General features: G+C 66.5%; 12 protein-coding genes. 3 read left to right on the top strand and 9 right to left on the bottom strand.

The annotated features are described in order from the left end of the window. Window positions 1-36 precede the first annotated feature (36 nt). Window positions 37-1,686: an acyl-CoA synthetase gene (locus DWA33_RS00965; RefSeq protein WP_114356249.1), complete on the top strand. Its 1,650-nt coding sequence runs from the start codon at window positions 37-39 to the stop codon at window positions 1,684-1,686. Window positions 1,687-1,880: 194 nt separating this feature from the next. Here the strand turns inward: DWA33_RS00965 and DWA33_RS00970 are convergent, their stop codons facing one another. From DWA33_RS00970 to DWA33_RS00995, 6 genes are all read right to left on the bottom strand, one after another. Next, entirely contained in the window at window positions 1,881-2,684 is an 804-nt protein-coding gene (locus DWA33_RS00970) for an MBL fold metallo-hydrolase (RefSeq protein WP_114356250.1), read from the bottom strand. Window positions 2,685-2,709: 25 nt separating this feature from the next. After that, the gene (locus DWA33_RS00975) at window positions 2,710-3,498 is read right to left on the bottom strand and encodes a TatD family hydrolase (RefSeq protein ID WP_114356251.1); all 789 of its coding nucleotides are present in this window, start codon (window positions 3,496-3,498) and stop codon (window positions 2,710-2,712) included. Window positions 3,499-3,501: 3 nt separating this feature from the next. Next, entirely contained in the window at window positions 3,502-5,046 is a 1,545-nt protein-coding gene (gene metG, locus DWA33_RS00980; protein WP_114356252.1) for a methionine--tRNA ligase, read from the bottom strand. 80 nt (window positions 5,047-5,126) lie between these two features. Next, the gene (locus tag DWA33_RS00985; RefSeq protein ID WP_114356253.1) at window positions 5,127-6,182 is read right to left on the bottom strand and encodes a DNA polymerase III subunit delta'; all 1,056 of its coding nucleotides are present in this window, start codon (window positions 6,180-6,182) and stop codon (window positions 5,127-5,129) included. Beyond that, complete coding sequence (tmk, locus tag DWA33_RS00990; protein ID WP_114356254.1) at window positions 6,179-6,871, bottom strand: dTMP kinase; 693 nt, start codon at window positions 6,869-6,871, stop codon at window positions 6,179-6,181. The genes DWA33_RS00985 and tmk overlap by 4 nt, the downstream gene beginning before the upstream one ends. A gap of 2 nt (window positions 6,872-6,873) precedes the next feature. Further along, entirely contained in the window at window positions 6,874-8,118 is a 1,245-nt protein-coding gene (locus tag DWA33_RS00995; RefSeq protein ID WP_114356255.1) for a D-alanyl-D-alanine carboxypeptidase family protein, read from the bottom strand. Window positions 8,119-8,263: 145 nt separating this feature from the next. Between DWA33_RS00995 and DWA33_RS01000 the strand changes: the two genes are divergently transcribed. Beyond that, window positions 8,264-9,211 carry an alpha/beta fold hydrolase gene (locus DWA33_RS01000; RefSeq protein WP_114356256.1) on the top strand — a complete coding sequence of 316 codons (948 nt, stop codon included), beginning with the start codon at window positions 8,264-8,266 and terminating at the stop codon, window positions 9,209-9,211. Between the two features lie 25 nt (window positions 9,212-9,236). Here DWA33_RS01000 and DWA33_RS01005 read toward each other — a convergent pair whose 3' ends face one another. After that, window positions 9,237-10,187, bottom strand: a complete 951-nt coding sequence (locus tag DWA33_RS01005; RefSeq protein ID WP_114356257.1) for a septal ring lytic transglycosylase RlpA family protein — start codon at window positions 10,185-10,187, stop codon at window positions 9,237-9,239. A gap of 255 nt (window positions 10,188-10,442) precedes the next feature. Here DWA33_RS01005 and DWA33_RS01010 point away from each other — a divergent pair, with 255 nt between their 5' ends. Continuing rightward, complete coding sequence (locus tag DWA33_RS01010) at window positions 10,443-11,594, top strand: AI-2E family transporter (protein ID WP_114356258.1); 1,152 nt, start codon at window positions 10,443-10,445, stop codon at window positions 11,592-11,594. On the opposite strand, the gene DWA33_RS01015 is transcribed toward DWA33_RS01010, so the two are convergent. Together DWA33_RS01015 and DWA33_RS01020 are read right to left on the bottom strand one after the other, a co-directional pair. Then, entirely contained in the window at window positions 11,578-11,880 is a 303-nt protein-coding gene (locus DWA33_RS01015) for an antibiotic biosynthesis monooxygenase family protein (protein WP_114356259.1), read from the bottom strand. The genes DWA33_RS01010 and DWA33_RS01015 overlap by 17 nt on opposite strands. A 78-nt stretch (window positions 11,881-11,958) precedes the next feature. Continuing rightward, window positions 11,959-13,197: a GGDEF domain-containing protein gene (locus DWA33_RS01020; protein ID WP_114356260.1), complete on the bottom strand. Its 1,239-nt coding sequence runs from the start codon at window positions 13,195-13,197 to the stop codon at window positions 11,959-11,961. Window positions 13,198-13,260 lie beyond the last annotated feature (63 nt).

Below are 13,260 nucleotides of genomic sequence, written 5' to 3' on the forward strand. Positions count from 1 at the left end.
ATGCCGGCGCCGTGGTGAAGTGAGAGGCAGGTCGTCATGAGCACCCCGCAAGGCCAATACAGCGTCGGTCTGGACAAGACCCCGGCCAACTTCGTGCCGCTGTCGCCGCTGAGCTTCCTGGAGCGCACCGCCAACGTCTATCCGGAGCTGACCTCCGTGGTGTACGAGGGCCGGCACTACACCTGGAAAGAGACCCGCGCGCGCTGCCGCCGCTTCGCCTCCTGGCTGGCGCGCAGCGGCATCGGCCGCGGCGATACCGTCGCGGTGATGCTGCCGAACGTGCCGGCGATGGTCGAAGTGCACTTCGCGGTGCCGATGGCCGGCGCAGTGCTGAACGCGCTCAACATCCGGCTCGACGCCGCGGCGATCGCGTTCCAGCTCGATCACGGCGGCGCCAAGATCATCCTGGTCGATCCGGAGTTCTCCAGCGTCGTCGCCGAGGCGCTGAAGCTGATGACCAAGCCGAAGCCGCTGGTGATCGACGTCGACGACAAGATGTATCCAGGAAGCCACCGCATCGGCGAGCTGGAATACGAATACGCCGTCGCCTCCGGCGATCCGACCTATCCGGGCCATCGTCCCGAGGACGAGTGGGACGCGATCTCGCTCGGCTATACCTCCGGCACTACCGGCAATCCGAAGGGCGTGGTGACGCATCACCGCGGCGCCTATCTCAACGCCGTCAGCAACATCCTGGCCGGCAATCTCGGCCAGCATCCGGTGTATCTGTGGACGCTGCCGATGTTCCACTGCAACGGCTGGTGCTTCCCGTGGACGATCGCGGCCGCGGCCGGCATCAACGTCTGCCTGCGCAAGGTCGATCCGGCCAAGATCTTCGAGCTGATCCCCAAGCACGGCGTCACCCACATGTGCGGCGCACCGATCGTCTACAACGCGCTGATCAACGCGCCGGAAGCGCCGAAGGGCGCGGCGGCGAAGCCCGTGGTCGGCCTGATCGCCGGCGCCGCGCCGCCGATGGCGGTGCTGTCCGGCGCCGAAACCATCGGCATCAAGCTGACGCACGTCTACGGCCTCACTGAAGTCTACGGCCCCGCCTCGGTCTGCGCCGAGCAGCCCGGTTGGGACGATCTGCCGGTCGCCGAGCGCGCCAAGCTGAAGCGGCGCCAGGGCGTGCCCTACCCGATGCAGGAAGCCGTCACCGTGCTCGATCCGGAGACGATGCAGGAGGTGCCGCGCGACGGCGAGACCATCGGCGAGGTCATGTTCCGGGGCAACATCGTGATGAAGGGCTACCTGAAGAACGAGAAGGCCACCAAGGAAGCGCTTGCCGGCGGCTGGTTCCACACCGGCGATCTCGGCGTGCTCGACGCCGACGGCTACGTCATCATCAAGGACCGTTCCAAGGACATCATCATCTCGGGAGGCGAGAACGTCTCGTCGGTCGAGGTCGAGGATGTGCTGTACAAGCACCCGGCGATCCTGTTCGCCGCCGTGGTCGCCAAGCCGGATCCGAAATGGGGCGAAGTCCCCTGCGCCTTCGTCGAACTGAAGGACGGCGCCACCGCCACCGAAGCCGAGATCATCGCCTACTGCCGCGAACACCTGCCCGGCTTTAAGACTCCGAAGAGCATCGTGTTCTCGGCGATCCCGAAAACCTCGACCGGCAAGATCCAGAAATTCATGCTGCGCGATCAGGTGAAGTCGGCGAAGGCGATACTGGAGTAGTTGGTTTTCGTCATTCCGGGGCGCGCGAAGCGCGAACCCGGAATCTCGAGGTTATTAGTGACGTTATTAGTAAGGGCCGTCGAAGCCGTGCGCGTTTCAGATTCCGGGTTCGCGCCTAGCGGCGCGCCCCGGAATGACGGACGAGGGACAGTGTATGACGAACGAGAGGCTGTCGGCTATTCGCGCCGCAGCCGTCAGCCGTCAATCTCCAGTCGCATCCCGTCGAACCCCGGCACCACGCTCTCCGGCAGCTCTTTCCGCAGCGTCTCGTAGTCGAGATCGGCGTGCATGTTGGTGATCACCGCGCGCTTCGGCTGGAAGCGGGCGATCCATTTCAGCGCGGTCTCGATGTTGAAGTGGCTGGCGTGGTGCTTGTAGCGCAGGCCGTCGATGATCCAGAGGTCGAGGCCTTCGAGTGCGCCGAAGCTCTGTTCGGGGATGTCGTGAACGTCCGGCGAATAGGCAGCGCCTCCAATGCGATAGCCGAGCGCCGGGATGTCGCCGTGTTGCACCAGGAACGGCGCCAGCGTGATGTCGCCACCCGCCCCGGCGATATTGCGGGTTTCGCCAGCCTCGATGCGGTGTTCGTCGAGGATCGGCGGATAGGAACTGCCGGGAGGGGTCGCGAAGCAGTAGTGGAAGCGAAACACGACATGATCGGCGGTCGACTGGTTAAGATACACCGGAATGCGCTTCCGCATGTGCATCGCCACCGAGCGCAGGTCGTCGATGCCGTGGGTCTGGTCGGCGTGCTCGTGGGTCAGGAACACAGCGTCGAGATGATCGACGTCGGCGCTGATCAGTTGCTCGCGCAGGTCCGGCGAAGTGTCGATCAGCACGCGGGTGATGCCGCCCTCCGGCGTGATGCGCTCGGCCAGCAGCGAGCAGCGCAGCCGCCGGTTCTTCGGATTCGACGGATCGGCGGCGCCCCAGCCGAGCGCCGGGCGCGGCACGCCGGCGGAGGAGCCCGAGCCGAGGATGGTGAGCGTCAGCGTCATGCGGCGACCCCGATTGTCAAAGGCGTCATGCGGCGGCGGGCGCCGGCACCTTGCCGAACAGCCGGAAGAAGTTTTCCGTCGTCTGGCGGGCGATCTCGTCGAGCGACACGCCGCGGACCTCGGCCATCACCTTGGCGGTCTCGACCACGTAGGACGGCTCGTTGCGCTTGCCGCGATATTTGCCGGGCGCCAGATACGGCGAGTCGGTTTCGACCATGATGCGATCGGCCGGCAGTTCGGCGGCGAGATCGCGCAAGGCCTGCGACTTCTTGAAGGTGAGAATGCCGGTGAAGGAAATCATCAGGCCGAGATCGATCGCCTGCATCGCGAGGTCGCGCCCGCCGGTGTAGCAATGCAGCACCGCGCGAAAAGCTCCCTTCCCCATCTCGTCTTCGAGGATCTTGCCGCAATCCGCGTCCGCCTCGCGGGTGTGGATCACCAGCGGCAGACCGGTTTGGCGCGCCGCTGCGATATGGGCGCGGAAGCCGCGCTCCTGCGCGGGGCGCGAACCCATCTCATAGAAGTAATCCAGCCCGGCCTCGCCGAACGCCACCACCTTCGGGTGCTGCGCCAGCTTCACCAGCTCATCGGTGGTGATGCCGTCTTCCTCGTCGGCGTGATGCGGATGGGTGCCGACCGAGCAGTACACGTTCGGGAACCGCTCGGCGATCGCCAGCAGGTCCGGCAGCTTCCGCACCCGGGTCGAGATCGTGACGATTCGCCCCACCCCGCTCGCCTCGGCGCGGGCGACGATGCCGGCGAGATCGTCGGCAAAGTCGGGGAAGTCGAGATGGCAGTGACTGTCGACCAGCATGGCTTACGCGGTCGCCGGTTCGACATAGCGCGGGAAGATCGGCGCCGGAGCCGGCAGCGGCGTGCCTGGCACGATCCGCGTCGGTAGCGCCGCGAAGTTGCGCTGATCCTCGGCGATGCCGAGGATGTCGAGCAGCTTGGCGGCCGCGGTCGGGATCGCCGGCTGCGCCAGAATCGCGATCTGCCGCAGCACCTCGGCGGTGACGTACAGCACCGTCTTCTGCCGTGCCGGATCGGTCTTGGCCAGCGCCCACGGCGCCTCGCCGGCGAAGTAGCGATTGGCCTCCGCCACCACCGCCCACACCGCGTTGAGCGCCTGATGGATCTGCTGGCTCGCCATCGCGGTCCGCGCCTGCCCAATCATGCCGTCGGCCATCGCCAGGATGGTGCTGTCGGTCTCGCTGAACGCGCCATGCCCCGGCACCTTGCCGTCGCACTGCTTGGCCACCATGGTCAGCGAGCGCTGCGCCAGATTGCCGAGGTCGTTGGCGAGGTCGGCATTGATGCGGTTGACGATCGCCTCGTGATTGTAGCTGCCGTCGGAGCCGAACGGCACCTCGCGCAGGAAGAAGTAGCGTACCTGGTCGACGCCGTATTGGTCGGCGAGATTGAACGGGTCGACGATGTTGCCGACCGACTTCGACATCTTCTCGCCCTTGTTGAACAGGAAGCCGTGGGCGTAGACGCGCTTCTGCACCGGGATGCCCGCCGACATCAGGAACGCTGGCCAGTACACCGCGTGGAAGCGGATGATGTCCTTGCCGATGACGTGGACGTCGGCCGGCCAATAGTGCCAGTTCTTGTCGCTTTCGTCGGGGAAGCCGACGCCGGTGATGTAGTTGGTCAGCGCGTCGACCCAGACATACATCACGTGCTCGGGATCGCCCGGCACCTTGACGCCCCAGTCGAAGGTGGTGCGCGACACCGACAGATCCTTCAGCCCGCCCTTGACGAAGCTGATCACCTCGTTGCGGCGCGCGTCGGGGCCGATGAAGTCCGGCTGCTCCTCGTAGAGCTTGAGGAGCTTGTCCTGATAGGCCGACAGCTTGAAGAAATAGCTCTTCTCCTCGACCCATTCGACCGGCGTGCCCTGCGGGCCGCGGCGCACCTGATCCTCGCCGACGACGGTCTCGTCCTCGGCGTAATAGGCTTCGTCGCGGACCGAGTACCAGCCGGAATAACTGTCGAGATAGATGTCGCCGTTGGCCTGCATCCGCTTCCAGACCTCCTGGACGGACGCATGATGCTGCTCCTCGGAGGTGCGGATGAAGCGGTTGTAGGAGATGCCGAAGCGGTCGTCCATGTCGCGGAAGCGCCCGGCATTGCGGGCGGCGAGCTCGGCGGGCGTCATGCCCTCCCGCTGCGCGGTCTGGATCATCTTCAGGCCGTGCTCGTCGGTGCCGGTCAGGAAGAACACGTCACGGCCGTCGAGCCGTTGAAAACGCGCCAGCGCGTCGGTCGCGATCGCCTCGTAGGCGTGGCCGATATGCGGCGCGCCGTTCGGATACGAGATCGCGGTGGTGATGTAGAATGAATTTCGCTGCGCCATCTGCGCGGACGCCTTTCAAATCTGGATCGGTTGAGCGCGGCGGCGCTGACCATGCCGGGCGATCGATCGCCGGATCGGCGTCAGCGCACCGCCTCCGCGAGAAGCCCGAACACCGAAAATACCAGCGGTTTCCGCTCGAGATTGTAGGCTTCGGTGTCGCGTGCGGCGCGGCCGATCTTTTCCCATACCTCCGCCAGCCGTGCAAGGCGCGGCAGTTCCGCGTTGGGATCGGGCGTGCGCAGCTTGCCGGCGACCCAGCGGTCGACGCCGTCGACGAACGCCTGCAGCGTGGCGCGGTCGGTGCCGCCGATCGCATCGCCGAGCGCATGCAGCGCGCGCGGGTCGACGTTGGGCAGGCTGTCGAGCAGCGCGGTCGTGGTCTGCTGCAGCGTCAATGCGCCGCCGCCCATCAACATCAGCGCACGGGCGACGCTTCCTTCCGACGCTGCGGCGGCCTCGCCGAGCTGCGGATCATCGCGGTCGAGACCGGCCGCATCCGCTGCGGCCGCGATCACGTCGGCGGTGGCAAGCGGCCGCAGCATCAGCTTGCGGCAGCGCGACTGGATGGTCGGCAGCGTGCGCGCCGGCGCGTTCGACAGCAGCAGAAACAGCGAGCGCTGCGGCGGCTCCTCGATCACCTTGAGCAGCGCGTTGGCCGAATTGGCGTTGAGGTCGTCGACGGTGTCGACGATGCACACCCGCCAGCCTTCGATCGCCGCGGTGGCGCCGAAGAACGAAATCGTCTCGCGGGATTCATCGACGGTGATGACGTTGCGCAGCACTCCCTTGTCGTTGACCTGGCGCTCCAGCGTCAGCAGGCCGCCATGCGCTTCGGCGGCGATGTGGCGCGCCACCGGATGATCGGGGTCGATCGCCAGAGAGGCGGCGCCCTGCACCGCGTCCGATTGCGGCTCACGATGCGCCAGCACGAACCGCGCCATCCGGTACGCCAGCGTCGCCTTGCCGATTCCCTGGGCGCCGCCGATCAGCCAGGCATGGGCGATCCGGCCGCCGCGATAGGCGTCGAGCAGGGCCTGCTCGGCAGCCGAGTGGCCATACAGCTCCGTGGTCTTGCGCGGGTGCCGCACGGTGCTTTCCGGCGCCGACGCTTTCGACGCGGCCTTGCGGGCGCTCATGCCGATCTTGCTCCCTTGCGCGCCGGTTCCAGCAGACGCAGGCGCACCGCCTGCCAGACCCGGTCGGCGACCTCGTCCGGCTCGGCATTGGCGTCGATCAGCACGCAGCGCTCCGGCTCCTGCACGGCGATCTGGCGGAACACCTCGCGCAGGTTGCGGTGGAAGTCGATCGCTTCGGATTCGAACCGATCCGGCGTATCGTTGCCGCGGCGAACCGCAGCGCGCGCCAGCCCGATCTCGACCGGAATGTCGAGGATCACGGTCAGGTCCGGCTTCATGTCCCCGATCGTCACCTGCTGCAGCGCGTCGAGCAGATCCAGGCTGACGGCGCCGAGCTTGCCCTGATAAGCCCGGGTTGAATCGTAGAACCGGTCGCACAGCACCCACTCGCCGCGCGCCAGCGCCGGCTCTATCAAGGTGCGGACGTGGTCGTCACGAGCGGCGGCGAACAGCAGCGCCTCGGCGTCTGCGCCGCCGATTAGCTTTCCGATGCCGGCCAGCAGCGCGCTGCGGATCGCCTCGGCTCCTGGCGAGCCGCCCGGCTCCCGCGTCACCAGCGTCCGCAGCCGCGTCTTCTCCAGCCGCTTCGCCAGCAGTCGGATCTGGGTCGACTTGCCGGCGCCCTCACCACCTTCAAAGGTGATGAACCGGCCGCGGACTGAAGATGTTAGCGGCTTCTTTTGAACCATGATCAGAGCTTTGCCATGCCGGCCCGCAGCACTCCGATCACGAGCTCGCTGGCGCCGTCTATCGCGCGCCGCATCGTCGAGCCGACCGGGTTGGCCTCGGCGGCTTTCAGCGGCACCTCGACGGCGACATTGGGGCCGCGCCACACCCGCACCGCGCCGATCCGCTGACCGGACTCGATCGGCGCCGGGACCGGTCCTTGGTACACAATGCGGGCCAGGAGCTTGTCGCTACCGTTCCGGCGCACCATGACCCGCACCGGCTCGGCGGGCGTCAGCGGGACGTAACGGTTCTCGCCGCCGAACACCCGGGCGTAGCCGACCGTGGCGTCGGCTGCGAACAGTGCGCGCGATTCGAAGTTGCGAAAACCCCATTCCAGCAGCTTCTTGGTCTCGCTGGCGCGGTCGTCGGCGTCCTCGACCCCGTTCACCACCACGACCAGTCGCATCCCATTCTGCAAGGCCGAGCCGACCATGCCGTAACCGCCCTCCTTCGTGTAGCCGGTCTTGAAGCCGTCGGCACCGGGCAGCGTGTTCAGCAGAGGGTTGCGGTTGGTCTGGCGGATCTTGTTCCAGGTGAACTCCTTCTCGCCGAACAGCGGATAGAATTCCGGATAGGTCAGGATGATGTGCCGGGCGAGCTTGGCCAGTTCACGCACGCTCATCTTGTTGTCGGGATTGGGCAGTCCGGTGGAATTACCGAAGGTCGATTGCGTCAGGCCGATCTGTCTGGCGCGCTTGGTCATCCGCTCGACGAACGCGGCCTCACTGCCGGCGATGCCTTCGGCCAGCACCATGCAGGAATCGTTGCCACTCTGGACGATGGCGCCGCGCAGCAGGTTCTCGACCGAGATGCTGCTGTGGATCTCGGCGAACATCGTCGATCCGCCGGCTGGCGCGCCGCCGTAGCGCCAGGAGTTCTCGCTGACGCGGTACTCCTGGGTGAGCTGCAACTCGCCGGTCTTCACAAGATGGAAGACCAGCTCAACGGTCATCAGCTTCATCATGCTGGACGGCGCGCGCAGCTCGTCGGCATTCTTCTCAAACAGCACGCTGCCGCTCTCGGCGTCGATCAGGATCGCACTGGGCGCCTGCGATTCATAGCCGCCGCTCTCGTCCTTTTTGGCGCCCTGCACGCTCTGGTTCGCGGCCGTGACCGGACCGGCGCCGACCGCAATCGCGATCAGGCCAGCCAGCAGGCCGCGCCACAGCGGACGGCGGGCGTGAAGCGACGAAGTCAGGGCGGCCATCGATGGAGTTTCCGAAGCAACGTTGCAATCGCTGCAGCCGAGCAACCCGCGCGGCCGTTTTCGATTGTGGTAACGAACGATCAATCCTACCGTGAGCGCAGCTCGGCTTCCACATAAACTCCAAACAATCAGGGCGGGACACACCATGGCGTCGACACGCACGGTTGCGGTGAACGGCATCGACCTGTTTCTGCGTGAACAGGGCAACGGCGCGCTGGTGATCCTGTGTCATGGCTGGCCGGAACTGTCTTATTCGTGGCGGCACCAGATCGCCGCCCTGGCGGATGCCGGTTATCGCGTGGTGGCACCGGACATGCGCGGTTTCGGCCGTTCCTCGGCGCCGCAGCCGGTCGAGGCCTATAGCATCTTCGATCTGGTCGGCGACATGGTGGCGCTGGTGGCCGAGTTGGGCGAGACCCGCGCCGCGATCATCGGCCACGATTGGGGCGCCCCCGTCGCTTGGCACGCCGCGCAGTTCCGGCCCGACCTGTTCGCCGCCGTGGCGGGCCTGAGCGTGCCGCCGCCGTGGCGCGGCAAGGGCCGGCCGCTCGACCAGCTACGCGCCGCCGGCGTCACCAATTTCTATTGGCAGTATTTCCAGCAACCCGGCGTCGCCGAAGCCGAATTCGAGCGCGACGTCGCGGCGACGATGCGCGGCATCCTGTGCGGCGGATTTTCCGATCCGGCGCGCTCGCTGTTCGTTCCGGAGGGACGCGGGTTCATCGGTCGAACGGCAGGATCGCTGCCGCTGCCGGGCTGGCTGAGCGAGGATGAGCTCGCTTATTTCATCGAGCAGTACAAGAAGAGCGGCTTTCGCGGCGGGCTGAACTGGTACCGCAACATCAATCGCAATTGGGATCTGACCGCGCCGTGGCAAAGCGCCCAAATTCGCCAGCCGGCGGCGTTCATCGCCGGCAGCAGCGATCCGGTGATTTCCGACAAGATGAGCGGCAAGCACCTCGCCGCGATCGAGCGGGTGCTGCCGAACCTGAAGCAGAAGCTGATCATCGACGGCGCCGGCCACTGGATCCAGCAGGAGAAGCCGGCCGAGGTCAACGCGGCGCTGATCGGATTTCTAAAGGAGAACTACTGACCTCGCCGCGTCCCGGTGCAGCGGCTCAGTACAGGCCGCGCGCCGAAAGCAGGTTGCCGATCTCGTCGCGTCCTCGCGACGGCGCGGTGCTCGCAGGCTCGTATTCAGCCCGCGCCTCTTCGGCGCCGGCGTTGTACGACACCGCGCGCGGATTCGGCGCCAGCGCCTGACGGCTGGACCGACTGCTGCGCGAGGCGGAAATCTCCGAGGTCGCACCGACCGAGGCGACGTCCATCGCGGTGTTGCCGAGTGAATATGGCCGCCCTTCCGGCAGCGGAACGTCACCGCGAACGGCTCGGGTGGCCATTCCGCCCCCCTGCATGTCCGGCACGAACGGCCTGGCCGACGCGATCCGTACCCCGGTCGGGGCCGGCGCCGGTTCGCCCTGCCGCAGGGTCGCAATCAACTGACGGTCGTCGGAGCCTTCGAGTGGTGCCCGGCCAACATACTCGACCCGCACCCGCGCGGTCCCTCTGTGTTTGAATTCAAGTAGTTCGGCGGCTTTGTTCGAAACGTCGATGAGCCGATTGCCGTGATACGGGCCGCGGTCATTGATGCGCACGATCAGCGACCGGCCGTTGGCCAAGTTGGTGACGCGGGCGTAGCTCGGGATCGGCAAGGTCGGATGCGCCGCCGACAGCGACGCCATGTCGAACACTTCGCCGTTAGCAGTGAGACGGCCGTGGAAGTCTGTGCCGTACCACGACGCCAGACCCTCGGCCCGGTAATTCGGATTGTCTTCCGGAACGTAGGTCCGGCCGGCGACGACGTAAGGCTTGCCGACCCGGTAGGTGCCGCCACCCTTCGGCACGGGCTCGCCGAGAGCGACCACCCTCGGGCTCGACGATACGCCGTATTTCGGATCGATCCGGCTGAACTTGCCGTTCTGGGCACAATTGGCGAGGGCGAGGCAAGCGCCTGCGGCGACAGCCACTCGCGCGGCGCGGCCCAACGAATCTCGCTCGCGAATCCCCATGTGTCCCCGAATACCATTCCCGCGACTCCGACCCAAGATGGACCTTCCCCGGCCGCGGCTTCGATGCGCCCCACTTCGGCATCGAAACATGACCATATCGCAGAGCGAACAAGGCGAAAATGGGACAGGGACAGCGTGGTGAATGTATGGTTACCGATCGACGCGATCGACAGGCGTTCGCAGGCCGTGCGTTGCCGCGCTTGCTCCGCCCGGGCGATTCACGGAACATTACGCCCGTCATCGAAAGGACCGCCCGTGACCGCTTCCCTTCCCGATCGCGTCCCGTCTCGCACCGACCTCGCCTGGGCGATCGGCGTCGGCGGCATCGCGACCGTCACCTTCGCGGCGCTGCTGTACGCCTCGTGGCATTTTGCCGGCACGCTGTTCCTGATCTTCGCCGGAGTTCTGTTCGGCGTCTTCCTCAACGCCCTGACCGAGCTCACCGGCAGGCTGGTCGGCGGTCCGCATGGCCTCCGTCTGGCGCTGGTGTGCCTGGTGCTCGGCGGGCTGTTCGTCGGCATTGCGTTTCTCGGTGGCAACACCATCAGCCAGCAGGCCAAGGCGCTGTCCGGCACGATCAAGACCCAGATCGTCAACGTGAAGGGCTTCCTCGAGCGCAACGGCGTCGACACCAGCTTCCTTGAACTGGGCAACGCCGGCCTGGCGCACCCCGACACGGCGCCGATGCAGCCGCGCAACCTGCCGAGCGCCGGCGAACTCGCCTCCGGCGGCGGCGCGATCGTCAGCCAGACGCTGAAGCTGATCCTTGGCACCATCGGCGCGGTCGGCAACTTCTTCATCGTGCTGTTTCTCGGCCTCGCCTTCGCGGCGCAGCCCGGCGTGTATCGCAACGGGCTGGTCCGGATGGTGCCGCGGCGCTACCAAGCCCAGGCCGAGGTGATCGTCGGCGATACCGGTGACATGTTGAAGCGCTGGCTGCTGGCGCAGCTCATCACCATGATCGCGGTGTTCGCGGTGACCGCGATCGGGCTGTCGCTGATCGGGATTCCCGGCGCCTTCATCCTCGGCATCCAGGCCGGCCTGCTCGCCTTCATCCCGACCGTCGGGGCGATTCTCGGGGGCCTGATCATCGTGCTCGCCGCGATCGGCTCGGGCTGGATCGCGGTGCTCAGCGCTTTCGTGCTGTTCCTCGGCGTGCACGCGCTGGAGAGCTACATCCTGACGCCGCTGATCCAGCGCCAAGCGATCGACATCCCGCCGGCGACGCTGTTCGCCACCCAGATCCTGCTCGGCATCGTGTTCGGCCTGTGGGGCCTGGCGCTGGCGCTGCCGCTGATGGCGATCGGCCGGGTGGTGATCGACCATCTGCGTGGCGAGGAACCAGGTGACCGCCCCGCACCCGCCGGCGATCTGCCGATGACGCTCGCGGTCACGCCTGAGACGTGAGCACCGTCTCGGTGTGCTCGACCTCGGGCGGTGCCGCGAAGAAGCCGCCGACCAGACCGCGCCATTCGGTGAAGTTCTCCGAGCCGCGGAAGTCGACGGTGTGGTTCTCCAGCGTCTGCCACTTCACCATCAGACGATAGCGCTGAGGTTTCTCGATCGAGCGATGCAGCTCGAAGCCGCAGAATCCTTTGGAGCGGCCGAACGCCTCGCGCGCCTTGGCGACGGCGGCTTCGAACTCCGCCTCGCTGCCGGGTTTGACGTCGATCTGTGCGATTTCGGTGATCATGCGCGTGCGCCTCGTCGGTGATGGGACGAGCGTCTTATCGCACCGGTTGGCGCAAATGAAGCCGGTCGCGGCGGTGGGTTATGCCACCGCCTGCCCGACCGCACCGCCTCGCACCGCGACCTGCCGATGGTCGCGGCTCTGAGCCGCCTTGCGCCTGCTCTGTTCCAGCGACACCGGCTCTTCGACCGTGGCCACCACTCGATTGCGGCCACCGCGTTTGGCTTGATACAGCGCGGTGTCGGCAGCGGCGAGCAGCACGTCGAGCTCGACACCGGCCGGTCCACCCGAGACGCCGATCGACACCGTGGTCGCCACCGGAGCGTCGTCGACCTCGATGCCGCAGTTCTGGAACGCCTCGCGGACCCGATCCGCCGCGGTCACCGCCTCGTCGATCGGGCACGGCAGCAGCGCCGCGAACTCCTCACCGCCGATCCGGCCGCATAGATCGGAGATTCGCAGCGAACTGCTCACGATGATGGCGAACAGCTTCAGCACCTCGTCGCCTGCAGGATGGCCGAACCGGTCGTTGATCGACTTGAAATGGTCGATGTCGAAGATCAGCGCCGACACCGGGCGGCCGGCATCGGCTTCACGCTCGATCATCCGCGCGCACGCTTCGGAGAAGCCGCGGCGGTTGAGCAGCCCGGTCAGCGGATCGAGCGATGCTGCGGTCTTGTGCATCGTCACAGTGCGCTCGGACACCAACATGAAGATCACGAAAACCGTGCCGATCGCGTACAGCACCAGTTCCACCGCGAACAACATCACCCAGACGTTGCCGGCGATCCCGGCTTGCGGTGACGGCCACAGATCGGCGAGTACGATCGGCAGCATCAGCACCGCCCCGTGCAGCAGCGGCACCAGCATCGTCGGCCACCGCCGCTGCATCGCCTTGCGCCGCTCCGACGAGAGCTGGGCAGCGGTCAGGCCGGCGTAGCCGGACACGATCGCGGCGCCGATCGTCATCCGCAGCGCCTCCTGATCCGGCGGAAGAGTAGCCACGGTGGCAAGCCAGACCAATGCGCCGATGAACAGGCCGGGCCAGTTCGGCTTCAGCCCGTGAAATACCCGCGCCGCATTCCACATCATGCCGCAGGCGACGAATCCGATGCTGGCCAGCGCGAGGGTGGCCGTTTCGCCGAATGCGGGGCCGAGAACTTTCCACAACGCCACGGTGATGGCCCCGAGCAGATAGGCGTTGCCCCACCAGTTCAAGGCCGGGATTTTCTCCTGGCGGCCGAAGTAGTGCAGCATGACCCCGAGCAGCGCGCAGATCAGCGTCGCGACCAGGAACAGCGTCGAAATGTCGAGCGACATGGTGGGGTACTCGGTGGTGGCTTTCCGGTGATGGCACTTCAACTCCGCGGGCGCGGCGCTGAT

Origin of the sequence: Rhodopseudomonas pentothenatexigens, from assembly GCF_900218015.1 — a bacterium.
GTDB classification, from domain to species: Bacteria; Pseudomonadota; Alphaproteobacteria; order Rhizobiales; family Xanthobacteraceae; genus Rhodopseudomonas; species Rhodopseudomonas pentothenatexigens.

Excerpts from the sequence above, each read along its gene's own strand:
- DWA33_RS01015 (WP_114356259.1), bottom strand. The coding sequence starts at position 11,880 with ATGATCACCGAAATCGCACAGATCGACGTCAAACCCGGCAGCGAGGCG.
- tmk (WP_114356254.1), bottom strand. The coding sequence starts at position 6,871 with ATGGTTCAAAAGAAGCCGCTAACATCTTCAGTCCGCGGCCGGTTCATC.
- DWA33_RS01000 (WP_114356256.1), top strand. The coding sequence starts at position 8,264 with ATGGCGTCGACACGCACGGTTGCGGTGAACGGCATCGACCTGTTTCTG.
- DWA33_RS00965 (WP_114356249.1), top strand. The coding sequence starts at position 37 with ATGAGCACCCCGCAAGGCCAATACAGCGTCGGTCTGGACAAGACCCCG.
- DWA33_RS01005 (WP_114356257.1), bottom strand. The coding sequence starts at position 10,187 with ATGGGGATTCGCGAGCGAGATTCGTTGGGCCGCGCCGCGCGAGTGGCT.
- DWA33_RS00995 (WP_114356255.1), bottom strand. The coding sequence starts at position 8,118 with ATGGCCGCCCTGACTTCGTCGCTTCACGCCCGCCGTCCGCTGTGGCGC.
- DWA33_RS00970 (WP_114356250.1), bottom strand. The coding sequence starts at position 2,684 with ATGACGCTGACGCTCACCATCCTCGGCTCGGGCTCCTCCGCCGGCGTG.
- metG (WP_114356252.1), bottom strand. The coding sequence starts at position 5,046 with ATGGCGCAGCGAAATTCATTCTACATCACCACCGCGATCTCGTATCCG.
- DWA33_RS00985 (WP_114356253.1), bottom strand. The coding sequence starts at position 6,182 with ATGAGCGCCCGCAAGGCCGCGTCGAAAGCGTCGGCGCCGGAAAGCACC.
- DWA33_RS00975 (WP_114356251.1), bottom strand. The coding sequence starts at position 3,498 with ATGCTGGTCGACAGTCACTGCCATCTCGACTTCCCCGACTTTGCCGAC.
- DWA33_RS01020 (WP_114356260.1), bottom strand. The coding sequence starts at position 13,197 with ATGTCGCTCGACATTTCGACGCTGTTCCTGGTCGCGACGCTGATCTGC.